We start from the raw sequence: 24,088 nt of genomic DNA on the forward strand, positions 1-24,088 counted from the left end.
GTCCATAGGTTGCTCAACAACCGCTAGAAGGGAACGACATGAAGAACTGGGTGTCGACGTGGATGGGTCCGCTCAACTGGGACTTTGCTGAACCGGGCGCTGGCAAACACGCGCTGTCGCCGTTCTTTCGCACTTGGGGCCCCTGGCTAGCCGCGTCCCTCATCGCAGGGCTAGTGAGCGGTTTGGCAGTCAGGGGACTCGGGATACCGACCGAGGTAGTGACAACATCGCAACAGCCAGTGATGACCGTCGCCCTTGGCCTCTTCATCTCTGTTCAGTTTCGGGTCAGTCGTAACCAGGATGGAGATTTCGAGCCCATCGCAGGTCTTGTGCTTCGGACGGTGACTTCGTCCGCGCTTTTTCTTGGCGCATGCCTCGCGGTGGCCCTGCCCGCCGCCGGCGACGCCGACTCCGGCTTCCTTGCCGTCCCTACATGGCTTCTGTTCACAACGCTGCTCGCAATACTGCGACCCTTGGACCAGGAGCTGACCCAAGAACTGGCTGAGCGGGAGTTAAAGCACCTACGGACCGTCAGAACTCAGTTGGCTCGCAGCATCGGCTCTCCAACACGAGGCATTTCCTCTCAAAGGTTCATACTGCTGATCTTGGTGCTGTCGCTGATCCCCGCGGCGCTAACAGCTGCGTCTGCTGCCCTTGCGGGCCTCAGCGACCCTGAGGCACTCTTCAATGGCGCGATGAGCGCGGCAAGCACATGGGTCGTTACCTTGGCGTGGTTCGCGCTCGCCGAAGGGACGATGCAGTTGCGAGCCTCCGCGCGCGCTCGGTCTCTGGGACCACTAGCAAGCGCGTTCATGCGCGTGGCGTTCCTCTCTCTAATCATTGGGCTTTTCGCTGGTCTTGGGATCATTTCTCTGTCGCTGCACGTCGTTGGCCGTATCGAACTACTTCCGTCGCAGTGGTTCCTAGCCGGGAGCTCGTTAACCTTCTCAACTGCCGCCATCACAGCATTGTGGGGCTGGCCAAGCCCTCGACTTGCAGCGTCCTCCGCCCTTGCAGACATCGACACTCGCATCCGTCTTCTCCACGAACGATCCGCAGACTCACCAGAGTTCAGCATTTAAGTGGCTCTTCACCGATGAGTGTGGGGTGAGCGCGACGCGCCGGGGCGTGGGGTAAGGGTGGAAAGGGTCGAGGCCCTCGAAGATCAGAGGACTCTTACCTCTCCTGATCGCAAGGACCTCGACGATGCCCGAGCCTACGTTGTGCTGCCGTGTGCGCGGCGGCTACTGCGACCGTTGCGACGTCCTCGTCGGACTACCCGGGCTGCATGTGATCGCTGTCGAGCAGCACGGTGACGACCGGTTGGTCGTGACGGTGGAGTCGGCTCCGGAGCCGATGGGATGCCGCTCCTGCGGGGTCATCGCCCGCGGCCACGGACGGGTGGAGGTGCGCCTGGTCGACGCGCCGGCGTTTGGCCGGCCGGTGCGGATCATCTGGCGCAAGCGCCGCTGGCTGTGCCTGGAGCCCGCGTGCGGGGTCGGCTCGTTCGTGGAGCAGGACGACGCTGTCGCGACGCCTCGCGGGTTGTTGACGGCCCGGGCGTGCCGGTGGGCGATCGAGCAGATCCGCCGCGAGCACGCCAGCGTCAACGGGGTACGGCGCCAGCTCGGGACAGGGTGGCGGACCGTGTGGGAGTCGATCCGGCCGCTGCTGCAGGCCGCAGCCGACGACGTGTCGCGCTTCGAGGGGGTCGCGATCCTCGGGGTCGATGAACATGTGTGGCATCACGTCTCGACCAAGCCGATCGAGGACGGCGGACGCGGCCCGAAGGAGCTGACCGGGATGGTCGACCTGACCCGTGATGCGGGCGGGCGCACCAGGGCCCGGCTGCTCGACCTCGTCCCGGGTCGCTCCGGCGCCGTGTACAAGGACTGGCTCGACCAGCGCGGCCAGGCCTTCCGAGCCCGGGTCGAGGTGGCCACGCTGGACCCGTTCCACGGGTACAAGAACGCGATCGACGACCAGCTCGAGGACGCCCGCTCGGTCCTGGACGCCTTCCACGTCGTCAAGCTCGCCACCGCCGTCGTCGACGACGTCCGCCGACGTGTCCAGCAGCAGATCCACGGCCACCGAGGCCGCAAGAACGACCCGCTGTACCGGATCCGCAACATCCTGCGCGCCGGCGCCGAGAACCTCACCGAGCGACAACGCGCCCGGCTCGAGGCGGCGTGGGCTGCCGACGAACGCCACCTCGAGGTCGAGGTCGCCTGGGTGTGCGCCCAGCAGGTCCGCTCCGCCTACCACCAGGCCACTCATGCTGCCGGGCGAGCGGTCGCCGAGAAGATCCTCGACACCTTCGCCTCATGCCCGATCCCCGAGGTCGCCCGCCTGGGCAAGACCCTGAACACCTGGCGCCGCGAGTTCCTCGGCTACTTCGACACCAACGGCGCCAACAACGGCGGCACCGAAGCCATCAACGGCCTCATTGAGCTCCACCGCCGCGTAGCCCGCGGCTTTCGCAACCGCGACAACTACCGCCTCCGCATGCTCCTCATCGGCGGCGGCCTCAACCTACGACCCCACACTCATCGGTGAAGAGCCATTTAAGTAGTGGCCAGACGTCGCAGGTGTGCCAAAGGGCTCGCATGCTGGGTCCTTGTTCTCGCCACGCGGAGCCCTCCTCAGCAGCTCGGCCCGTATCCGGACAGCCTTGCGTGCGACCGCTTTCACCGCCGAGGCAACGCGCCCTCACCCGCCGAAGGGCTCGAGCGCGAACCTCCCCCACGCGATGAACGCGAAGGTCACGAGGAAGAACAGGTCGCCGACGAGTAAGGTGTACTCGCGCCGACGGAACCTGGTCGTACCCGCGCCGATCATGAAGAGCACCAGCCCGCTCGCCGCCAGCGGCACGAGCACCGGGGCCACCCCAACCGCCGCGGGCAGGACGAGGCCCAGCGCGCCCACCGTCTTGATCGTGCCGATGGCCTTGAGCTGGCCCGCGGTGTAGTCGTCGACCCAGTGCTGCGTCACCGACAGCTCGCGGTACCTCCCCTTCGGGAGGAGGATCTGGGTGAGGCCGCCGATGGTGAAGGCGGTGGCCAGGACGATGGCCATGGTCCACAGCAGGGTGTCCATTGCAGGCTCCTTGATCGGTTACGTCAGCCCGTGCGGGCTCGTCATCTGTCATGACGGCGACCGGAAGCGAGAGGTAACGGGATGAGCGACGAGGCGCAGCTGGCGCGGGACTTCGATGCAGAGCGAGCTCGCCTGACGGCGCTCGCGCAGCGGATGCTCGGGTCAAACGCGGAGGCGGAGGACGCAGTGCAGGAGGCGTGGCTGCGCCTCAGTCGGCAGGCGGCCGGCACGGTGGACAACGTCGCCGGGTGGCTGACGACGGTCGTAGGCCGGATCTGTCTGGACGTGCTGCGCTCACGGCGGAACCACCCGCAGGCGAGCCTAGACGAGCGGCTGCCGGAGCTCGTCGTGACCGAGGACGAAGGGGGTCCCGAGGACTCCGCGGTCGTCGCCGACTCCGTGGGGCTCGCCCTGCTCGTCGTGCTCGACACGCTCGGTCCGGACGAACGCCTGGCCTTCGTGCTGCACGACATGTTTGCCGTGCCCTTCGCGGAGATCGGCCCGATCGTGGGGCGCTCCCCCGATGCCGCGAAGATGCTCGCCAGCCGCGCGCGGCGCAAGGTGCAGGGCGCTCCTGTGACGGGCGAAGGGAGGGCCCGCCAGCGCGAGGTCGTCGACGCCTTCGTCGCGGCGGCACGCGAAGGGGACTTCGAGCGACTCCTGGAGCTGCTCGACCCGGACATCCAGTGGCAGACCCACCACCCGCACGGTCGGGTCGTGCGCCTGGGCCGCACCGAGATCGTGGCCGCCGCCGACCGTGGCCTGCGCGCCACCGGTGTCGTCCGCCGGGTGCTCGTCAACGGCGAGCCCGGCATCCTCACCTGGTCCCGCTCCGGCAAGCCGCTCGGCCTCATGGCGTGCACCGTCTCCGGTGGGCGGATCACCGAGGTGGTGGCGGTCCTGGACCCGACACGGCTCGCCTCGATGGACCTGCCCAGCCCCCACGGCCCTACCTGATCTCGCCGCGCTGCCGCATCTGCGCCTCCTTGTAGGCCGACAGGGCGGCCGCCTCGTCGGGGTCAGTCTCGGCGAGCAGCTCGAGCGCTTCCCCGTCGGAGTCCATGTAGTTGGGCCCGGAGACCCACGCGCTGACGAGCGGCACGCCCTCCCACGCACCGCCGCGCGCAACGGCGACGACGGCGTGCGACCCGCGCAGGTCGAGGTCGACGCGCCGCACCCGCGCCTTGACGAACTCCGGCGCAGAACCGACCCGGGCCATCGCCGTCACCGCAGCAGCCTTGAACCCGTCGGCGTCGAACTCGGCGCGCACGACCTGTCGGCAGTCGGTCGCAGCGGCCGGCTCCTCGGGCGTCAGCGCCGAACCCACCTGTGCGACACCGGGCGCCGCGCCCAGGTCTATGGAGTCTTGGGCAGACCACACGGGAAGTCGACTGGTCCAGAGTTGCGGTTGACCCTCCGCATCCGTCGGCAGCCGTTGCAACTCGCTCGCCAGGAGATCCCGGCGAACGGTCGCGGCCCGCCACGAGTGACCGCGCTCCGGCAGACCGTCAGCGATCTCGGCGTGCCAGAGCGCCCCGTCGTCGAGCATGGCGACGACTTCGTCGACGGCCTGCCACACCTGCGAAGGGGGCACCCTCGGGTGAGCGCGGACGCTCACCACGTCGATGCCGTCCTCGGACTGTGGCTTGGCGACGACGACGGGTCCGGCGGCGGTGGTCTCGACGATCGTCTGCAGACCACCGTGGAGCTTGAGCACTCGGCTGCCGTCCGTCACGAGGCTCTCGGTCCAGCGCGGCTCGAGGACGAGCGCAGTGGCGAGGACGACTCGGGTCAGCTCGTCGACCTGCAGAGGGAAGGAATCGATCAGTCCGTGGGTGTGCTGCGAGGCCCATGCGTCGAGCGCCATCTGGTCAGGGACGGGGCGCTCCACATCGACGGGGGTCGTGACGTCATCGGCAGCCCACGCACCCACTGCCGCGGCGAGGGTGGGGTGCGGCTCCGCGAGCAGCCGCCGTGCCACTGCGCTCGCCTCGTCGGCCGGTATCCCGAGCGTCTGCTCGAGAGTCACGCGATCGTCACCGGTGACGTGCTCGGCGACAGTGGCCAGGAGCAGCCAGAGCCCGGCGTGGGAGACGACCGGCGCGATTGCTTGGTCAAGCTCCTCGCGGCAGCGGGCCGCGTACTGCGTAACGGCTCGAGCAACGGTGCGGTCAGGTGCCGGCACCGGCGTGAAGTCGCCGGGACTCCCTTCGACCTCGTCGCGCTGACCGCAGGTCAGGCACTCGACCCTCCACACCCCGGGGACGATCAGGCAGCCACTCAGGCGTTCCCACGGCGTGGCCGCCACCTGCTCCGCCGTCTCGGCAGTGGGCATCCCCATGACGCGGTGGTGGGTGGCGTGGGACCCGCAGCGGTCGCAGCGCAACCGGCTGGCTGGGACTTCGCTCATGGCGTCTCCTGTCGGTCACGCGCCTGGGGCAGGAACTCGTCCTCCCAGCCATCGATGATGCTGAAGAGGTGCTCCAGGTGCTCGCGCAGGTGCTCGGGCACGAAGGGGCTGACCAGCATGTCGACCATGACGAGGAAGTCCTCGTCGTCGAGCACGACGAACTTCAGCGCATGCGTGCACTCGTTGAGCCGCTGGGCGATCCGGGTGGCCTCATCGAGGTCACGCTCGTGGTGCGGCAGCGTGCAGCACATGCGGATGCGCGGCGCTCGGCTCGACGGCCGCACCAAGATCGACGTGTCGTAGAAGTGGACGATGGCGTCACCGTCGTCGGTCGTGTTCACCTCCCCCACGAGAGGGCCAAGGGCGATGGCGACGAGTGCATTGACCTCCGCCCGACTGGTGGGTCGGGCGCCGTCGGCGAGCAGCGGGCTGGTCTCCCAGGGCTCGCGCGTCGGTGGCGTCAGGACTGCGCTCGGGCTGGTGAGCAGCGCGGGGTCGACGACGCCGAACCCTTCGCGCAGTGCCGTGATCACGGCCGCGGCCGCCTCGTCGGGTCGCGAGATGTCGTAGTACTTGCCGTAGGTCGGCTCCTGCCGCGTCGGGCACACCATCCCCAGCCGGCGGACCCTGGCCTGCTGCGCGCGACTCATGCGCCAGGTACGAGCCAACGTCATGTTGGAGGCGACTTCGACGAGCACCTGCGGCAGGACGACGTTGAGCTCGACGAAGGGAGCGTCCCCCACCTCGTGTGCACTCGTGCGGTCGAGAGAGATCCGGAAGATTTCCCCCTCGCCAAACCGCTCAATGACCGCCACCAGGCGCTCGTGGAAGTCCCTCCACGCCGCCTCGACCCGCTGATCGAACATGCCCCGCTCCCCTCCGTCGACCTGCTCCACAGCGTAGGTGGGACCACCGACAGCGATCCCTGCTCGACAGGGTCTGACGGGTGACGCTGACGGCCCAACGGGGAGATCAGGCCCTGGATTGTCAGCGCACCATCACGAAGCCGAGCCGCTCCGCAAACTCGCCGTGGTGCTTGCGGATGTACGTCTCTGCGTAGCTGCTCCGCTGGTAGTAGCTGAGCGCGGAGAAGAGCAGGAGCTCGAAGGCCAAGCACTCCATCCAGTCGACATCCTTCGTGAAACCGGTGATCGCCTTGGCGCCGAGCGCCTTCAGCAGTTCCTGCTGCTGGTCCTCGTCCGTCAGCACGGAACACGACCCGAAGTGGAGCACCTTCTTCTTCAAGGCTCCTGACGGCAGTTTCTGACCGGTGGACACGAGGTCGATCGACTTCCGCCCTGTGTACACCTTGCCGGGACTCCCGTGCATGGCGATGTAGCCGATGGTGAAGTCTTCGTGCTGCTTCTGCCCCAGCCTCTTCAGCTGTTTGTCGAAGTCCTCGGGACTGTTGATCACCACATGGGCATATCGCGCAGCCCCCGCCGCCTGAAGTGCATTGAGCACGGGGGTCACACTGCGCACGTCTCGGACGCTGGGGGACCACTTCGACTCCATCGCCCAAATTGCCGGCCTCTTCCATCGCGCCATGGCCACTCCTCGTTCGACATCGGGGACACACGGTCAAGCTAGTAGAGCCGCGGGGTGAAACGCCCCATCACGGCCAGCTTGAAGTGGGCCGTCATCGTGGCAGTTCCCGACGGGTCCACGGACGTGGGCACCGGGAAGATCCGATCGGCGCCGTGCTGGTTCATCGTCGCCTCGGGCTCGCCGAAGCCATGCTTCCGCGTCGGCACTCCGCGACAGCCCTTGGGAAGCTGCTTCAGGTAGTGGTCGGCCGAACCTTCGAAGGTTCCGTCAGACCTCACCCGCACGTAGTCAGTCAGCGCGCAACTGGCATCCCAGACGGCCTGGGCCGCCGTACCCAGCGTGTCCAGCTCCTGCACGTCGGCAACGAGCCCGAGGTCTCCGGTGAACTCGACTCCAGGCAGTTCACTCCAGGCAGTTCACCCGCGACGATGTCAAGGACGTTCGACGGCCGCGCGCTCCCCTCGACACCCTCCATCGTCTCGAGCTGCGCGAAGGCCGCCTCGTGGTCGCCCTTCTGGCGCAGGCGATCTCGCAGCCACGCCCCCTGCCTCTCGAGCCGCTCGATCTGGTCGCCCGGGTCCGCCTCCTCGAGCTGAGCGTCCTCGATTAGCTCGGCGGCAGCCCTGGTCTCGTCCTCGAGGCGCCGGATCTCTTCCTGCTGCTGGTCGACCTTGCGACTGAGCTCCGACAGCGCACCGTCTACCGCGTGCGCTCGCGCAGGAGCCTGACTGCCGACTCGATCGGCGACACCGGGTCCACAGTCGTCGGCGAAGGGAAGGCCGCCGGCTGACTGAGTGAGTGAGAACGACGGCCTCATTTCTTTCTCGTCGTTGAGTCGCGTCGATGTCGGTGCGACGCCTTAGGCTCACGCCAACACCACCAACGAAAGGGAGAGATGGCGCCAGTCGGCTTCAACGACAAAGTTGCGTTCGTCTGGAAGGTCGCCGACAAGTTGCGCGGCACCTTCAAGCAGCACGAGTACGGCTCAGTGATGCTTCCGCTCCTGGTCCTGCGGCGCATGGACTGCGTCCTCGACTCGACGCGAGATGACGTCCTTGCCAAGGCCGTCGAGGTCGGGGTGCTCGCGCCGGACGGCAAGACGCTTGGCAAGACCGTGGACGGCGGTATCGACCTCCTGCTCAAGAAGGCTGCTGGCCACCGCTTCTACAACCTGTCACCGTGGACGTTTTCGTCGATGCTGCACAACGACAAACAGCTGGCGGACCAGTTGACGACGTACATCCGCAGGCTCTCCCCCGACGCCGAGCGAGTCATCGAGGCCTACCACTTCGACGACAAGATCACGAGGATGGACGAGGCAGACATCCTGTACTCGGTCCTGGCGGACTTCGCAGGGATGGATCTCAGCCCTGACGCCGTGAGCAACGAGGCGATGGGGTACATCTTCGAGGAGCTCCTGCGGAAGTTCTCCGAGATGAGCAACGAGACGGCTGGTGAGCACTACACGCCGCGCGAGGTCATCGACCTCATGGTCCAGCTTCTGCTGCAGGGCAAGGCCCACGCTGAACTCGTGTCCAACCCGAAGCCCGTCCGCACGGTCTACGACCCTGCTGCAGGCACCGGCGGGATGCTCATGGGCGCCGCGCACGGCATCACCCAGACCAACACGGGCGCCATGGTCAAGGTCTTCGGCCAGGAGCTCAACCCGTCGACTTGGGCCATCGCGCAGTCCGACCTGCTCATGCAGGATTCCGACCCCGACCAGATGGCGTCCGGCAACTCCTTGACCCAAGACCACTTCGCCGGCAAGACCTTCGACTTCATCCTTGCCAACCCGCCCTATGGCGTGGACTGGAAGGCCTACGCCCAGCCGATCCAGGACGAGCACGCGGACAGGGGGTTCCACGGCCGCTTCGGCGCTGGGCTCCCCCGAGTCTCCGACGGGTCGCTGCTCTTCCTCCAGCACATGCTGTCCAAGATGAAGACCAACGGTTCCCGCGTCGGCATCGTCCTGTCTGGCTCGCCGCTCTTCTCCGGCGCCGCTGGGTCGGGCGAGTCTGAGATCCGGCGGTGGATCCTGGAGCAGGACTGGCTCGAGGGCATCGTCGCTCTGCCGGATCAGATGTTCTACAACACCGGTATCTCGACCTACGTGTGGATCCTTACCAACGCCAAAGCGGATGAAGATCGGGGCATCGTTCGCCTCGTGGACGGGCGTGACTTCGGGACCAAGATGAAGAAGTCCTTGGGCGACAAGCGCAAGGAACTCACGCCCGACGCCATCAACCAGCTCGCGCAGCTCTACGGAGGCGCGCTGGACGAGTTCGCCGAGCACGACAAGGTTCGCCTCCTTCGCCGCGAGGAGTTCGGCTTCCACCGGATCACCGTTGAGCGTCCCCTGAGGCGAAGGTGGGAGGTGACTCCTGAGGTCGTCTTGGCCGAGACCTTCACCGCGTTGTCACACCTCGTCGGGCGTCACTTCGAGACGGAGAAGGCGCTGCTCGCGGAGGTTGCGGACCTGTCCACCAAGGACAAGAAAGCGTTCGCGAAGGCCTGCGCCATCGCCGACCCTGAGGCGCCGGTGATCACCAAGAAGGGCCACCCCGAGCCGGACCCCGAACTTCGTGACCAGGAGAACGTGCCGCTGCCCGAGGGCTTTTTCGACCTCGACGAAGCGAGCCGCCCCGACGTCCTCAAGGCAGAAGCGGAGCGACACCTCGCCGAGGAGATCCACCCGTACGTCCCAGATGCCTGGATCGACCACACCAAGACGAAGGTGGGTGTGGAGATCCCCTTCACCCGGCAGTTCTACGTCTACACGCCACCACGGCCGGTCGAGGAGATCGCCGCCGAGATCCGCGCGCTCGAAGGGGAGATCCAGGGCTGGATGAAGGGGCTTGGGCTGTGAGGACCATCCCCATCCGGCATGTTGCAGACGTCTGGACGAGCAGCGTCGACAAGCACACAGTCGAGGGCGAACTCCCAGTCCAACTGTGCAACTACACCGACGCCTACAAGAAGGACCGGGTCCGGCCCGGCCCCGACCTCATGAAAGCAACCGCGACGCCCGAGGAGATCTCGCGAAACAGGCTCAAAGTCGGCGACTCTGTCTTCACGAAGGACTCGGAGGATCCGCGAGACATCGGCATCTCGGCGTTTGTTGACGAAGAGGCCGATGACTTCGTCTGCGGATATCACTTGGCGATCGCTCGTCCCCACGCCGAAACGCACCCCCGGTTCCTTAATTGGTCGCTTCGCAGTCGACCCGTTTTGGAGCACTTCGGGAACCACGCGGCAGGAATCTCGCGGTATGGCATCGGGCTCAGTGACCTGCGGTCGGCCCCAATTCCACTGGTGGCGAATCACGAGCAGCGGCGGATCGCCGACTTCCTCGACGACCGCGTCTCCCGAGTCGACCGGATCATCACCGCACGCCGCGAACAACTGAGCCAGTTGTCTGAGTCCGCTGCTCGGCGATCCTACGACGCCGTCAGGGGGGCGAACACCTCAACCGACTTTCGTGAGAGCGGACTGCCTTGGCTGGGTTCAATTCCTGCTTCTTGGCCGGTGCTAAGCGTCGGTAGTCAGTTCTCCGTCGAACTGGGAAAGATGCTCGACGATAAGCGGCAGACCGGAGCTCACGCTCTGCCCTACCTGCGAAACACTAACGTCCAATGGGACTCCATCTCGGTCAATGACCTGAAGACAATGGACATCCCGCTGACCGAGTACCCCAGATACACCGTGAAGCCCGGTGATCTGCTGATCTGCGAGGGCGGCCAACCCGGCCGCAGCGCGATCTGGAACGGCGACATCTCGCCGCTAGGCTTTCAGAAGGCCCTGCACCGCGCCCGTTCCCGCGGTCGCAGCCTGCCCAGTTGGCTGCTGGAATGCTTGCGCGTGGCCGCAAACCTAGACGTCTTCGCCAGTGGCTCAGGCCAGACGACGATCGCGCACTTGACTAATGAGCAGTTGCGCCAGCAGCGCTTTCCGTTTCCAGATCCAGCAGTGCAGGAGGATCTGCTGAGTCGGCTGGCGGCGCACCGGCATCGGATCGCATCCACCATCTCTGCACTTCACCGGTCAATTGATCTGCTGACCGAATGCAAGTCGTCTCTTATCAGCGCTGCCGTGACCGGCGAGCTCGACGTAACCACTGCAGGCTCAAACATCCCGGGGTGACTCATGGCCAACACGACCGAAGCAACCTTCGAGGCCAACATCGAGGCCCACCTAACCAGTCATGGGTGGTCGGCCCTGGCTCCAAAGACCTACGACCGCGACCTTGGTCTTTTCCCCGACGAGCTGATCGCCTACGTTCAGGCATCGCAGCCGCAGGCTTGGGACAAGCTCGTGAAGCACCACGGCGGGGAGAGCAACGCCAAGTACAAGTTCGTGGCCGCCGCCGCCAAGGCCATCGACCACCAGGGCACGAGCGCCGCCCTTCGTGGGTGGATCAAGGACACGGGCGTGAAGGTCCGCCTCTGCTCCTTCAATCCAGCGCACTCCCTCAGCCCTGAGCTCACGCACGCCTATGAGTCGAACCGGACCGCAGTGGTTCGGCAACTTCACCACTCTGAGTCCAACACGCACGACTCGCTGGACCTCGTCCTCGTCGTCAACGGCATCCCCGTGGCGACCGCCGAGCTCAAGAACCAGTTCACAGGTCAAGGCGTCGAGCACGCGATGGCCCAGTACCGGGCCGACCGCAACCCGCACGACAAGATCTTCGCCCAGCGAACGCTCGTGCACTTCGCCGTCGACCCCCATCAGGTCACCATGACGACGAGACTCGCGGGCGACGCCACCCGGTTCCTTCCCTTCAACCAGGGCAGCGCGGGCCCCGGACGCTCCGGCACCGCCGGCAACCCGCCGAGCCCGGGCTACCAGACGGCATACCTCTGGGAGGACGTCTGGCAGCGAGACGCATGGCTGCAGATGCTCGAGACCTTCATCCATGTCGAGGGTGGCCGAGTCCTGTTCCCCCGCTTCCACCAGTGGCACGCCGTGCGTTCCCTGCTCACCGCGACCCGCGCAGACGGAGTGGGCGTCGACCGACTGATCCAACACTCTGCCGGCTCGGGCAAGTCCAACACCATCGCGTGGACCGCACACTCCCTCTCACGACTGCACGGCGAAGACGACAAGCCGATCTTCGACAAGGTCGTCGTCATCACCGACCGCAAGGTGCTCGACAAGCAGCTCCAGGACACGGTCGCCGGCCTCGACCACACGCCCGGCACGATCGTGCGGATCGACCAGAAGTCCAGTCAGCTGAAGGACGCCCTGCAGGGCAGTGCCGCCCGCGTCATCATCACGACTCTCCAGAAGTTCCCAGTCGTCGCAGACCTGGCCGCCGAAGAGGCAGCCAAGGGCGGGGCGCAAGGCGTGGCAGGCAAGCACTTCGCGGTCATCGTCGACGAGGCACACTCGTCGACCTCCGGTGACTCCATGTCGAAGCTCAAGCAGGTTTTGGGTAGCAGTCAGGACGCACTCGCCGAGGCTGAGGCCGCGGAAGCTGCGGCTGAGGCCGAGGCGGACGAGCAAGGCATCCTGCTCACGTCCGCACAGTCGCACGGCAAGCAGTCCAACCTGTCCTACTTCGCCTTCACCGCGACTCCGAAGCCGAAGACCCTGGAGATCTTCGGACAACTCAACTCCGAAGGCGTCAAGGTACCCTTCCACACCTACTCGATGCGCCAAGCGATCGACGAGGGGTTCATCCACGATGTCCTGACCAACTACACGACCTACGACGTGTTCTACAAGCTGTCGACATCACGGCCTGACAAGGACCCCGAGGTCGATGCTGCGAAGGCCAAGGTGGAGATGGCCCAGTTTGCCTCGTTGCACCCCCACATGATGGAGGCCAAAGCCAAGATCATCGTCGAGCACTTCCGGGACAAGACCGCCCACAAGATCAACGGCCAAGCCAAGGCCATGGTCGTGACGCGGTCACGGCTCCACGCGATCAAGACGAAGCAGGCCATCGACGCCTACATCGCCGCACAGGGCTACGACAATGGCCCCCACCCCCTTCGGACGCTCGTGGCATTCAGCGGAACCGTCACGGACGAGGACAACGACGTCACCTACACGGAGGCCGGTATCAACGGGTTCCCGGAGAGTCAGTTGCCCAAGGAATTCCACGACAACTACCAGGTCCTGGTCGTCGCGGAGAAGTACCAGACCGGCTTCAGCGAAGCGCTGCTCCACACGATGTACGTCGACAAGAAGCTTGGAGGGGTCAAGGCGGTCCAGACCTTGTCCCGCCTGAACCGAACGACGCCTGGCAAGGACGACACCTTCGTCCTCGACTTTGCCAACAGCGCGGAGGAGATCCAGGAATCGTTCGCCCCCTTCTACGAGACGACCCTCGCCCAGCCGACCGACCCAAACGTGCTGCATACCATGGAGATCGACATCAAGTCAGCTCCTGTCTTCGCCCACGAAGAGATGATGGCCGCCGTTACCGCCCTCCTGAGCGGTGACCCAGCACAGCAGCCCGTGATCTACACAAACGTCGCCCCCGCCGTTGGTCGCTACCTCAATCTCGATGAGGTCGAGCAGGACTGCTACCGGAGCAAGGTCGCCCAGTTCTGCCGCATGTACTCCTTCATGTCCCAGGTGATCCAGTGGCACGATCCGGAGCTCGAGCTGCTCTTCCTCTTCGGGAAGCTGTTTCTCGCAGACCTTCCGAAATCAACACAGGATCCGATGCCGCAGATCAGCAAGCTTGTGCAGCTCACGCATCTGGCGCTCCGGCAAAACTCAAGCGGTGCCATCACGCTCAAGGCCACGGAGGAACCGGGCGTCGCCCTTCCTGGTCAGGGCAAGGGCTCGTCTTCCGAGCCGCTGATGGACCGGCTTTCGGCGCTCGTCGCGGCGATGAACGAAAAGTTCGGCATCTCTCTGGACAGCAGCGATATCAAGTGGATCGACCAGCAGTGGAACACGGTGCTTGGCGACGTCGAACTGGCGACCGTCGCCAAGCACAACGACCGCAGTCAGTTCGACCTGGTGCTCGAGGAGAAGGTCGACGATCTCGTGCTTGATCGGCACGCGAAGAACGGCGAGCTGTTCAACCAGTTCTTCGGCAACCCCGAGTTCAAGAAGATGCTGCTCAGCCACCTGAGCAGCACTTACAACGAGTTCAGGAAGCAGTCCGCCTAGGTGCGACCGCACGCAACCAACCGAGGCCGCAGAGCGACCGGCACGCAGCACCCGAGAGAGAAGGCACGTCATGGAAGCGAAGACCTACCCGCTGCAGGACATTCTGAAGCCCGAGCGCAGGTACATCATTCCTACGTTTCAGCGAGACTACGAGTGGACACTTGAAGGGCAGTGGAGGCTTCTCTTCGAAGACTTGGCCTCCACGAGTGATCGGCTTCTGGAGGTCCGCAACAGCGGCCTGGAGGGTGTGCACCTCAAGACCAAGGAAAAGTCCATCTCGCCGCACTTCTTGGGTGCAATTGTCTGCGCGAGTCTTCCCTTCGCGACCGGCGGAGTGGCGCTCCGGTCCGTGATCGATGGGCAACAACGGTTGACCACCCTTCAACTGTTGATCCGCGGACTGTTGGACGCCCTGGTCGAGCAGGGTTCCGACCGTGCCAAGGCAGTGCGTCGAATGCTGCGCAACCCCATGGACGTCGTCGAAGCAGACGAAGAGGTCTACAAGCTGTGGCCCCGCCGCAAGGATCGCGAGTTCTGGCCGCTCGTGATGTCCGAGACTCTGCCCGACGACCCGGCCGGCTCGGACAACCACGCCTATCTGCAAGCGCGTGCATTCTTCGCAGAAGCCGCGAGAGAGTACGCGAAGGATGAACACGGCGAAGTGCGGGCCGACCGTCTCATCAGTCTGGCGGACACCCTCTCCAGCCTCTTCATGCTCGTCGTCATCGACCTTGATGACCAAGATGACGCCCAAGTCATCTTTGAGGTGCTCAACGGGCGACAGACCAAGCTTTCGGCGATCGACCTCGTCAAGAACCTCCTCTTCCTGCGCGCCGAGGTGAACGAGGACGACGTTGAGGCTCTTTATGACGAACACTGGGCGCAGTTCGATGACCCCTGGTGGAAGCAAACTGTAGGACGTGGTCACGCTGCGCGTGGGCACCGGGACGTCCTGCTGTCCGTGTGGCTCACAGCAGCTCTTGGCGAAGAGGCCAACGTCAGTCACCTCTACCGGGAAACCCGGAGGTACCTCGACGATGGGCCCTCCACACAGGAAGTTCTGCAAGAGCTAAGCCGCTACTCCGTCGCCTACCGTACAATCTACGGAGAGCTGCCCATCGCCGACGCGCGGCTTGCGGTGGCCTATCGACGCATCCGCTCTCTCGACATCACAACGGCAATCCCAGTCCTGACATGGCTGGCGACACTGGACGACCAGACGCTACCCCTCCCGCATCACGTTCGCGCAGTGCGCGCAGTCGAGTCCTGGGCGCTGCGTCGCGCGTACGTTGGCTGGCAGACCCGCGGCTACGGCGCGCACCTGGCCAAGGTGCTCCGGTCCGGCAAGGTGGCCCAAGCGGAGGGCTCCAACATCGCGAACGCGGTCATCCAGGCCCTCGGCTCCGGTGCGCTCGCGTGGCCCGACGACGCACAGGTTCGTGATGCGTTCCAGCATCGGCAGTTCTACGGCAACGTGTCGCAACTGCGAATCCGCCTACTGCTCGGCGCAATCGACGAGCAGCTCCGCTCCGAGAATTCGCATGAACCCGCCGCAGTGATCGAGTACGACAATCTCCAGATCGAGCACGTGCTGCCGCAGAGTTGGGTCAGTCACTGGCCCCTCTACTCCCCCGAAGGCCCACAGCTCGCCCAAGACAAGGATGACCCCGTGTGGCTCAAGCACAGTCAAGAGCGAGACCTTGCCCTAAACCGCATCGGCAACCTCACACTGGTGACGGGCACCTTCAACCGAGAGGCCTCCAACAAGGCCTGGGACGTTAAGAGGCCAGAGTTTGCCAAGCAAAAGACACTGGTCATCAACCATGACGTGGCCTCTAGCGAGGTCTGGGACGAGCAGCACATGAAGGAGCGCGCTGGGCACCTAGCCGATGTCGTCATCCGCATCTGGCCAGACGCAGAGCGCCTCTCCGTCCACGGTGACTGGGGGTCCGGGACCTGACGAAAGTCGTGATTCGGCCTCTGTCCAAGGCCGAGGGCGACACCCAGATCCCCGAGTACCGACCTACGTCGACGGCGCGAGTGCGGAAGCGCCCCGACCGCGCTTCACCGTCGGCCAATGCCCCCAGCCGAAGAAAGGGCCAGCGCGGCCCGGAACCCACGGTTGGGGTGAGCGTCCGGCAGTGCCGACACAACCCCCTTCGTCGCGGTGTCGAGGTCCACGCCGCCGATCATGGCGTACGCGATGCCCACCGTGGGGGTTCGGGACTGGGCGGCCACGCAGTGGACGAGGACCTGGTGGCCTTCGGCCCGAAGGGAGGCCACCGTCCGGGCTGCGTCGGTGAGGACGAAGTCGAGGTTGGGGTTGGCCTCGGGTTGCGGCTCGTCGATGAGGCGGAAGGGCACCTGTGCCACGCCCGCCGGCACCTGCTCCGAGCCGGTGAGGCAGAGGCTGACCACGGCGGTGATCTCCTCCGGCAGTTCGTCGAGCGCCAGCACGTTGCCGAGCCAGACGCCCTCGTCGCAGGGGTGCCGCACAAGGACCGGACGGTGCGTCTGGTGGTAGGCGATGCGCTCGACGCCGGGCCAGCCGTAGGCATTGGGCCGACCGCCGCGCGCAGCCAGCGTGGCCGCCTCGACGAGGTCCTCCGAAGTACGGCCCGGATAGCCGTGGACGATGCGCCGCCACTCGGCCGGGACCGCAGACGCGCCCCATCGCGCACCGAGCAGGCCGCCGGCGATCGCCGCAACCGTATCGGTGTCATTGCCGATACGGATGGCGGTGTCGAGCGAGTGCTGCAGGTGCAGGCACGGCACGTCATCCGGCACGGGCGTGTGGTGGATCGCCGACCACGCAGCCTGGAGTGCGGTGACGACGTAGCCGTTGGGGCTGAACGTCGCCGGCTCCCGGGATTCGGCCTCCTCTATGCGCTCGGTCCAGAAGGCCTGCGCCTCCTCCGACAGGTACGGCAGCCCGACCCGCACATCGAGCTCGCCTTCGAGCACCGCGTGCCGGATGGCGTGCGACCACAGCGCGCACGCCTGCCCAGCCCGCTCGTCCGTGTGCGTCAGCGCAGAGACCGCCTCCGCAGCGGCCGTGAGCCGCTGCGGGTCGTCGAGGTGCGCCAGCGCGACCGGTGAAGTGCGCATCAGCGAGCCGTTGCCGCCGGTGCGGGCGTGGAGGGTGGCTGCGGCTTGGGTCATGCGGGTGCTCAGGTCGCCTGGTTTCGAGGCTCGTCGCAGAGCTCCTCGCTCCTCAACCAGCGTGGGGTTGACTCCTCGCTCCTCAACCAGCGTGGGGTTGACTCCTCGCTCCTCAACCAGCGTGGGGTTGGCTCCTCGCACCTCAACCAGCGTGGCGCCCAGGACCTTGCGGGTCTGGGTGCCGATGTCGGGCGGGCCGGAGGCGTACCAGTCGAGGAAGCCCTGGGCGACCTCGTCGAGCGCCTCCGGGGAGGTGAGGTCCGCCCCCTTCGCCGCGGTGGCGAGGACCGGCCACGTCATGGCCGTGTCGTCGGTCCACTCGCCGGGCGCGAAGTTACCCAGGCCGCCGCCGATCATCGCCGGACCGTCGGGTCCGACTGCGGCGCAACCGAATTCGTAGCCGGCGCCGAGGGCATCGCCCGTCGCAGAGCCGAGGACGGCACCGCACGCGCGGTCCGTCTGTGCACTGGTGAGCCGCATCAGGCCACCTCTCCCCCGACGCGCAGCGCCAGGTCGTCTCGGGTCTTCATGGCGTTGAGGAAGACGGCCATGGTCGTCATCAGGTGGTTCGGGGCGAAGGGCATCGTCTCGACCATCGCGGTCTGCACGATGTCACGACCGATGACCTGCCACCGCACCCACGGGTTGGAGCGGTTGATGATGCCGACCTCGACCGCCGCCTGGCGCCGCGAGCGCGCCCCGTGGGCGACGCGCGTGTTGATGACAATGACCGACGCATCCCGCATCACCTGCACCCAGACCCGCTGGCCGAGGTGCTCGACGAAGAGGTCGTCGTCCTCGTCGCGGAAGACCTCGTAGTCGTCGCTCAGCGCCTCCTCGACGATGTCGACCAGCGCCTCCCGGTCGGTCTCGACGTACACCTCGGGGGCCGGGCGCGGCCCCCCCGTCCAGGCCAGCCCGAGGACCGGCGCGAGCTGCGCGCAGGGCCCCTGGGCCCGGTGCGTCAGCAGCTGCGGGTGCGGCACACCGACGATGTTGCGCAGCAACATGATCGCCCGGTGGACGAGCGGCTCCCGCCCGATCGCGTGGTTCTCGGTGTACTCGTCGTCACCGACGGTCGCGCAGAGCGCGCCGCCTTGCATGCGGAAGGCCACCACCGGCACCTCCACCCGCTCCCCCACCTCGAGGACCAGCCGGTCCTGCGGGTAGCCCATCGCCTCGACGAGCGTCAGCAGCCTGCGCTCGAAGGCCTTCCACGCGGCGTTGATCTCCTCGACCCCCGCCGCCATCTCCTGCTCGGTCATGGCCATCACATCCCCTCCCGTTCGATTTAACCCCTTGAACGCGCTAACTATAACACCTCATCCGCGCTAAAGTGCACGTCATGGCTCGCCGCAACCTCGACAGCTACCCCCGCCCCGGTGTCACCGTGGACCTGGCGGTCCTCACAGTCACCGACGCGGGCACCGACGACGCGGTGCTGCGGGTGCTCGTGCAGGAGCGGACCGACCCTGACGGTCGGGTGCTGCCGGGGCGCTTCCTCCGCGAGCGGCAGACCGTGGTCGACACCGTCCAGGAGGTCTTCGAGCACAAGGTCGGCGTGCGCCCCAGCGAAGTCACTCCCCCGCGACTGCTGCGGCTCTTCGACGCGCCTGACCGCGACGACCGCACCTGGGCGATCTCCGTCGCCCACTCCGTGTCCATGCCCGAGGCGGAGCTCGAGGGCGCGACGGGCGACCTGGTCACCGTCTCGTCGGACGGAGCACTCGCCGACGGCGGCCCGATGCTGTGGGACCACGACGAAATCGTCTCTGCCGCAGTTGAATCACTGCGTGAGCGCTACGAGTTCCGCTTCCGCAACGACAGCCCGCCGCCGGACCCCGACGGCTTCCTGCCCGAGCCCTTCACGCTGCACCAGCTGCGCAAGGTGCACGAGGCGGTCATCGGCGAGGAGCTGCACAAGGACAACTTCGCGCGGCGGATGAAGCCTCAGCTCACGCCCGTGATGCGGGGTGGCGATGTGGTGAGGTCCACCGCGCACCGAGGGCGTCCGGCGACTCTGTACTGGCGATTGACCTCGCCCGGCAATCAGCCGGTCAACACCCGCGGTTAGGCCGAACATTGTCAGGCCTGCCCGTTATTGTCAGCGTCGTGGCAACGGAAAGAGACACCAGCAAGGCGGACGGATCGGCGACACCCGTTTGGACCCTGACGACTCAAGACGCGTCTGACGCATTGGCCATGCCAGTGAGCGACCGCCTCACGCCGGAGCGCTTGTCTGAATTGCGTTCTGCTATGGCCACTTTCTCGGCTACCCCGCTCGTCACGCTCGAGGCCCACCCACTGCCCAGGGGTCGGCGGTCGACCGGCCTGCCCTTGGACGCGGCCAGCCCGTTGGCACGTGAACTCGCGGGGCTCGTCAAGGCACAAGCCGATGGGGTGCCGGAAGTAGCCAAACTCGCCGAGTCGGGCGAGACCTTGTACCGGATGGTGGTTCCCGCCAAAGTTGCGGGCCAAATGGGGTCCGGCCTCGTGACGTCCATGACCCCCAAGTCCGCCTCCAAGCCGGGCGTCTACGACAACTTGGTCAATGTCGCGACTGGCAAGACCGTGAGTAAGGCGACGTTCGTTCCGGTTGCAGGCGCCACTGGTGCCGGTGCAACAGCTGGAACGGCAACAGGGACAGCGGTCGGGACGGTAGCCGTCGGCTCGGCGATCACAATTGCAGCCCCGCTCGTCCTCATGGCCGTCGCAGTGGGGATGAGTGCGCACGCCGAGCAGGAGCGCCAGAGGGCGATCGAGCAAATAACTGAACTCCTCGAGAAGCTCCACGACGCCGAGTTGGATCGTGAGCGGAACTCGCTGGATGCCTGCCAAGATGCGATCGAGAAGGCAACGGCCATGCTTCTCGATCGCGGTCGAGTCGGCGCTTCCCTCGGCCTCGACTCGGCGTCTTACGCGATCAGCACCGCGATCAAGGCGGCCGCCCGCCGCACACAGAAGTGGGAAGACGCGCTGCGGGCATTCGACGACGCTCGACCCGAGGTCGATGAGCTCGAATCGGCCTTCCCCGGCATCTCGTCGGGGGCCGGTGAGTTCCGTGCTCACTTGGAACTGGCGGCTCTGGCCATCGCGTTGAAGCGACGCGTGGTCATCCTCCAAGGCGTTGAGGCAGGACAGGGCGCTGAGGACAACCCCTTCGAGAACTTCATGCGCAGTCTCAAGGACGATCAACGACGAATCGACGAGTTGGAGGAACGCATTCGAACCGTGCTCCTGCGCCTGTCGGCCCTCGAACTTCGCCCGCCGTCTCGCTTGTTGGATCGCCTCATGACCCGCAAACAGGTCGACGACCTCCTGGAAGCTTCATATCGCCTTCGGTCGCTGGGTGAGGGGATCCACATGAGCAGCGGCCCTACGGATGTTGTCATCGAGGTCGAGCAACACAAGGACGGATCGCTTCATGTACTCCCCGCCCGTGGCGCCTGACGCTTGCACATCGGGGTAGCAGCCACTGGCTCAGGGAACCGAGCCAGGTTGTGTGCTCAGGCTGGCTAGTGGAGGACGCCCAGTGCCCACGTCAGCCGTTGCGAGCTTGGCGCAAATTTCACGGCACACCAGTGAGCCGAGCCACGAACTCCTGGGCCCGACGCACCGTCGGTGTCAGGGGGTCCGTCTAGCGTCACCGCCCATGCACCTCACCGGCGAAGCAATCGGTCACGTCATCGCCCACCTACTCGGCGAGCCCGACGCCACAGTAGATCGCGATCGCACCATCCCGACGCTTCTGATTGAGCTCGACGACTTCCTCGCTGGTGGCCTACGCACCGGGCAGACCACGGTCATCGCTTCTCGACCCGGCGAGGGTTCGTCGACGTTCGCCCTGGGTCTGGCGCGAGCGGCGGCTCTGCACCAAGGGATATCGACACTCCTCATCGCACCTGACGCCCCGGAGTCAGAGGTGGTCATGCGACTCATCTCCGCCGAGACCCACATCCCGCTCCAGCGCCTGCGCAGTCGCACCTTGGACGAGGGCGAGCTCCGACGGTTGCGAGAGCGTCGCAGACGACTCGAGTCCGCGCCGGTGTCCAACTTCGCCGGCAGTCCTCCGGCCGGCATCCTCCTGGACACTGTCGGCGCGATGACCTTCGAGGAAGACCTGCGCCTCGTCATCGTCGACGGACTCACCACACTCGGTGCCTCCACCCGCGAGTCGGTCGCGCGGATGTGCGCCCGGGCCCGCGAGGACCATCACGCGCTCGTCCTCGTCGGCGGGGTCCTGCCGAGGTGGTCAGGGGCCGGCACGGCGCCTGGACTCGACGACCTGCGCGAGCACGACTCCCTCGCGGACATCGTCGACACCGTGCTGGTGCTCGAGCCCCATGAACCTCCCGCTGTGGCCGTCCACGTCGTCAAGCACCGGTACGGGCCGACCGGCACAGTCCGCGTCGCTCACTCCGCCCACACCAGTTTGCCCTCGGTATGAGTCCAGTTTCGGGGCCGGACGTGGGCTAGGAAGTTATCGTCGCGGCATGAGTGCATCGACTTGGCGACCGGACGATGACCTATCCAGTCGGGCGCGCATCATTGCCCTCGAAATTGTCAGCTCATCCAAGGCTCAGGGGGACCTCGCCGCCTACTACGCCGTGGATGGTGACTACGCGGGGGCGACCTTCGCAGGTCTTGGTGACAACGATCCCTTCCGCATCACCCCCACGGACCTTCTGGCCGTCACCAGCCTCTCGGTGTCTATCCCTCCTCTGTCTGTCCGGCGCTTCACGTCGGCAGTACTCGCGCCCAAGGTCAGTCGGCTGCTCGGAGCCCTACCTACCGATGTCGACATCCGCTCCGGCGAGGCGCTCGCACCTGCCATGTCGCAGTTCTACGACTTCGTTAAGAGTTGCCTCCGTAGATCCACCAGTGATTCGTCCAACGGCTGGGTCACCGCCTCGAAGATCTGCGCGCGCAAGCGACCTCTACTGTTCCCGGTCCGGGACTCGGTCGTCGTCGATGTCTTGGGCTTGAAGGGAAGTTACCCGGACGACTGGCCAGTCTTTGCCGCCCTCATGGATGACCGGGAACTAACCGACCGCGTGCACGCTCTGGTCGGTGAGGTCGCCGAGAACAACGGCGTCGACATCGGCGATCCGTCGCTCACGCTGAAGCACCTGGATGTGTTGATCTGGATGCACGGCATCCGGCAACGAAAGGCAACGACGGACGCCTCCACGCCGCCTCCGCCAGACTGAGACCAGCGAAGGAGGGACGACATGGACCATCACCACCGCAACCCGTGGGCGACCGCCGGGCGGGTGCTCGCCGCCCTCATCACCACCGCGGCGGCGGTCTGCAGCGTGGTGCTCGCCCTCCTCGTGGTCGAGTCGCGACTGGGCCCCACGAGCAACGACCCGCACGGGTACACGCTCATCTTCGGCTCCCTCCTGCTGGTGCCCACGTCCATCGACGGGGGGGCGCCCTCCCCTTCGTCCCACCGCGGCGGAGGCGTCCGGCGCGCACGGTTGCCGCCGTGGCCTCGGTCGTCTGGGTCGTGGTGGCACTCCTGGTGGCGGGGTTCGCCCTGTCCGGCTGATGCGCCTCCGGCGTCCCCGAACGTTGTCAGTGGTCACCGATTGACTGTGCTCATGACCGACATGGTGATGAGGCCGGCGGTGCAGCCGGCGGGGGTGGGGGCGGTTTCGAGGCTTCGACCGCAGGCGACCTCGCGCCTCGACCTGCGTGAGGCGCACATCGACATCGACGCGGAGATCTCCGCGCTCGAGGCACACCTCGCGGAGCGCCTCGCGGCCCGCGAAGCGCAGACCACCGAGGACACCACCCCGTGGGTCCTCGACCACAGCGACGACGAGTGGACGAGCTCCGGAGCGGTCGGCCAGTCCGCCTTCGGACGGCGCGCCCACCGCACTCCCCTGCTGACCGCGGAGCAGGAGGTCGTCCTCGCCCGCCGCATCGAGGCCGGCGCCTTCGCGCAGCAGCGCCTCGACTCCGGTGTCGAGCTGCGCCGCACCGAGCGCCGCGGCCTCGAGCACGTCGTGCGCACCGCCGACGAAGCCCGCGAGCAGATGATCCTCGCCAACGTCCGGCTCGTCACGAGCATCGCGCGCAAGGCGCTGCCGCGCGTGGGTCACGGCATGCAGTTCGACGACGTCCAGCAGGCCGGGCTCATGGGCCTCATGCGCGCGGTCGACAAGTTCGACCACACGCTCGGCCACAAGTTCTCCACCTACGCCACGTGGTGGATCAAGCAGAGCATCGGCCGCGCCATCGATGACGAGGCCCGCGTGGTCCGCATCCCGGTCCATGCCCTCGAGTCCGCGCGCCGCATCGACACCCCAAGGCGAAGGGAGGGACTCACCTGGCAGGAGTGCCTCGCCGACCCCGGTCGGCTCGGTGTCGACGTCACCCGCGACGACGTCGCGAGGGCCCGCGCCCATTTGCGGCCGTGCCTGAGCCTCGACCAGGTCGGCGCAGAGCTCGACGTCGTCGACGACGACCCGGGCCTCGACCCGATCGAGCAGTGCATCGACCGGCTCGACGACGAGGCCGACGTCCACGACCTGCTCGAGAGCCTGGTCGAGCTGCCTGGCCTCGGCACTCGCGCGGTCACCGTGCTGCAGCTGCGGCACGGGCTCACCGGCCAGCCGCCGATGACCCTCGACGAGATCGGCAAGCGCTTCGGCGTCACCCGCGAGCGGATCCGCCAGATCGAGAAGAGGGCACTCGATGCCCTTCGCGAGCGCGTCGAGACACGTTGACCAA

20 protein-coding genes are annotated in these 24,088 nt (G+C 66.3%); 12 read left to right on the forward strand and 8 right to left on the reverse strand.

Going from position 1 to position 24,088, the window contains the following annotated elements:
• Positions 1 to 38 precede the first annotated feature (38 nt).
• Together B9B60_RS16855 and B9B60_RS07370 are read left to right on the forward strand one after the other, a co-directional pair.
• Positions 39 to 1,082, forward strand: a complete 1,044-nt coding sequence (locus tag B9B60_RS16855) for a hypothetical protein (protein WP_143445484.1) — start codon at positions 39 to 41, stop codon at positions 1,080 to 1,082.
• Positions 1,083 to 1,206: 124 nt separating this feature from the next.
• Positions 1,207 to 2,556, forward strand: a complete 1,350-nt coding sequence (locus B9B60_RS07370) for an ISL3 family transposase (RefSeq protein ID WP_234993782.1) — start codon at positions 1,207 to 1,209, stop codon at positions 2,554 to 2,556.
• A gap of 153 nt (positions 2,557 to 2,709) precedes the next feature.
• Here the strand turns inward: B9B60_RS07370 and B9B60_RS07375 are convergent, their stop codons facing one another.
• A complete protein-coding gene (locus B9B60_RS07375; RefSeq protein ID WP_084450535.1) occupies positions 2,710 to 3,096 on the reverse strand; it encodes a DoxX family protein in 387 nt (128 codons plus the stop codon).
• Between the two features lie 81 nt (positions 3,097 to 3,177).
• Between B9B60_RS07375 and B9B60_RS07380 the strand changes: the two genes are divergently transcribed.
• Positions 3,178 to 4,053 carry a sigma-70 family RNA polymerase sigma factor gene (locus tag B9B60_RS07380; RefSeq protein WP_084450536.1) on the forward strand — a complete coding sequence of 292 codons (876 nt, stop codon included), beginning with the start codon at positions 3,178 to 3,180 and terminating at the stop codon, positions 4,051 to 4,053.
• On the opposite strand, the gene B9B60_RS07385 is transcribed toward B9B60_RS07380, so the two are convergent.
• The 4 genes from B9B60_RS07385 to B9B60_RS07400 all read right to left on the reverse strand — a co-directional run bounded on the left by B9B60_RS07385 (position 4,046) and on the right by B9B60_RS07400 (position 7,410).
• Positions 4,046 to 5,506: a serpin family protein gene (locus B9B60_RS07385; protein WP_084450538.1), complete on the reverse strand. Its 1,461-nt coding sequence runs from the start codon at positions 5,504 to 5,506 to the stop codon at positions 4,046 to 4,048. The two genes, B9B60_RS07380 and B9B60_RS07385, sit on opposite strands and share 8 nt — an antisense overlap.
• On the reverse strand, positions 5,503 to 6,372 hold the full coding sequence (locus B9B60_RS07390; protein ID WP_143445485.1) for a TY-Chap domain-containing protein: 870 nt from the start codon (positions 6,370 to 6,372) through the stop codon (positions 5,503 to 5,505). Before B9B60_RS07390 ends, B9B60_RS07385 begins: the two co-directional genes overlap by 4 nt.
• A gap of 121 nt (positions 6,373 to 6,493) precedes the next feature.
• A complete protein-coding gene (locus tag B9B60_RS07395; protein WP_084450542.1) occupies positions 6,494 to 7,054 on the reverse strand; it encodes a DUF6642 family protein in 561 nt (186 codons plus the stop codon).
• A 38-nt stretch (positions 7,055 to 7,092) separates the two neighbouring features.
• Positions 7,093 to 7,410: a hypothetical protein gene (locus B9B60_RS07400; RefSeq protein ID WP_084450544.1), complete on the reverse strand. Its 318-nt coding sequence runs from the start codon at positions 7,408 to 7,410 to the stop codon at positions 7,093 to 7,095.
• Between the two features lie 539 nt (positions 7,411 to 7,949).
• Between B9B60_RS07400 and B9B60_RS07410 the strand changes: the two genes are divergently transcribed.
• The 4 genes from B9B60_RS07410 (at position 7,950) to B9B60_RS07425 (ending at position 16,148) form a co-directional block, all read left to right on the forward strand.
• Positions 7,950 to 9,923, forward strand: a complete 1,974-nt coding sequence (locus B9B60_RS07410) for a type I restriction-modification system subunit M (RefSeq protein WP_084450548.1) — start codon at positions 7,950 to 7,952, stop codon at positions 9,921 to 9,923.
• Positions 9,920 to 11,197 (forward strand): restriction endonuclease subunit S, encoded by a 1,278-nt coding sequence (locus B9B60_RS07415; RefSeq protein ID WP_084450550.1) that lies wholly within the window; start codon positions 9,920 to 9,922, stop codon positions 11,195 to 11,197. The genes B9B60_RS07410 and B9B60_RS07415 overlap by 4 nt, the downstream gene beginning before the upstream one ends.
• A gap of 3 nt (positions 11,198 to 11,200) precedes the next feature.
• Positions 11,201 to 14,188, forward strand: coding sequence for a type I restriction endonuclease subunit R (locus tag B9B60_RS07420; protein ID WP_084450552.1), 2,988 nt, complete (start codon positions 11,201 to 11,203; stop codon positions 14,186 to 14,188).
• A 70-nt stretch (positions 14,189 to 14,258) separates the two neighbouring features.
• Entirely contained in the window at positions 14,259 to 16,148 is a 1,890-nt protein-coding gene (locus B9B60_RS07425) for a DUF262 domain-containing protein (RefSeq protein ID WP_084450554.1), read from the forward strand.
• A 104-nt stretch (positions 16,149 to 16,252) separates the two neighbouring features.
• On the opposite strand, the gene B9B60_RS07430 is transcribed toward B9B60_RS07425, so the two are convergent.
• Positions 16,253 to 17,830, reverse strand: coding sequence for an ADP-ribosylglycohydrolase family protein (locus tag B9B60_RS07430; RefSeq protein WP_084450555.1), 1,578 nt, complete (start codon positions 17,828 to 17,830; stop codon positions 16,253 to 16,255).
• On the reverse strand, positions 17,830 to 18,615 hold the full coding sequence (locus B9B60_RS07435; protein ID WP_084450557.1) for a T3SS (YopN, CesT) and YbjN peptide-binding chaperone 1: 786 nt from the start codon (positions 18,613 to 18,615) through the stop codon (positions 17,830 to 17,832). The genes B9B60_RS07430 and B9B60_RS07435 overlap by 1 nt, the downstream gene beginning before the upstream one ends.
• A gap of 80 nt (positions 18,616 to 18,695) precedes the next feature.
• Here B9B60_RS07435 and B9B60_RS07440 point away from each other — a divergent pair, with 80 nt between their 5' ends.
• The 4 genes from B9B60_RS07440 (at position 18,696) to B9B60_RS07455 (ending at position 22,560) form a co-directional block, all read left to right on the forward strand.
• Complete coding sequence (locus B9B60_RS07440) at positions 18,696 to 19,424, forward strand: NrtR DNA-binding winged helix domain-containing protein (protein WP_084450559.1); 729 nt, start codon at positions 18,696 to 18,698, stop codon at positions 19,422 to 19,424.
• 182 nt (positions 19,425 to 19,606) lie between these two features.
• Positions 19,607 to 20,800: a hypothetical protein gene (locus tag B9B60_RS07445; protein ID WP_200811181.1), complete on the forward strand. Its 1,194-nt coding sequence runs from the start codon at positions 19,607 to 19,609 to the stop codon at positions 20,798 to 20,800.
• Between the two features lie 202 nt (positions 20,801 to 21,002).
• Entirely contained in the window at positions 21,003 to 21,797 is a 795-nt protein-coding gene (locus B9B60_RS07450; RefSeq protein WP_084450563.1) for a DnaB-like helicase C-terminal domain-containing protein, read from the forward strand.
• A gap of 46 nt (positions 21,798 to 21,843) precedes the next feature.
• Positions 21,844 to 22,560: a DUF6308 family protein gene (locus B9B60_RS07455; RefSeq protein ID WP_084450565.1), complete on the forward strand. Its 717-nt coding sequence runs from the start codon at positions 21,844 to 21,846 to the stop codon at positions 22,558 to 22,560.
• A gap of 29 nt (positions 22,561 to 22,589) precedes the next feature.
• On the opposite strand, the gene B9B60_RS17130 is transcribed toward B9B60_RS07455, so the two are convergent.
• On the reverse strand, positions 22,590 to 22,739 hold the full coding sequence (locus tag B9B60_RS17130) for a hypothetical protein (protein ID WP_159451173.1): 150 nt from the start codon (positions 22,737 to 22,739) through the stop codon (positions 22,590 to 22,592).
• A 214-nt stretch (positions 22,740 to 22,953) separates the two neighbouring features.
• On the opposite strand from B9B60_RS17130, the gene B9B60_RS07460 reads away from it, so the two are divergent.
• Positions 22,954 to 24,084 carry a sigma-70 family RNA polymerase sigma factor gene (locus B9B60_RS07460; RefSeq protein WP_143445487.1) on the forward strand — a complete coding sequence of 377 codons (1,131 nt, stop codon included), beginning with the start codon at positions 22,954 to 22,956 and terminating at the stop codon, positions 24,082 to 24,084.
• The last annotated feature ends 4 nt before the right edge of the window (positions 24,085 to 24,088 follow it).

This window comes from Janibacter indicus (genome assembly GCF_900176385.1).
Classification (GTDB): domain Bacteria; phylum Actinomycetota; class Actinomycetes; order Actinomycetales; family Dermatophilaceae; genus Janibacter; species Janibacter indicus.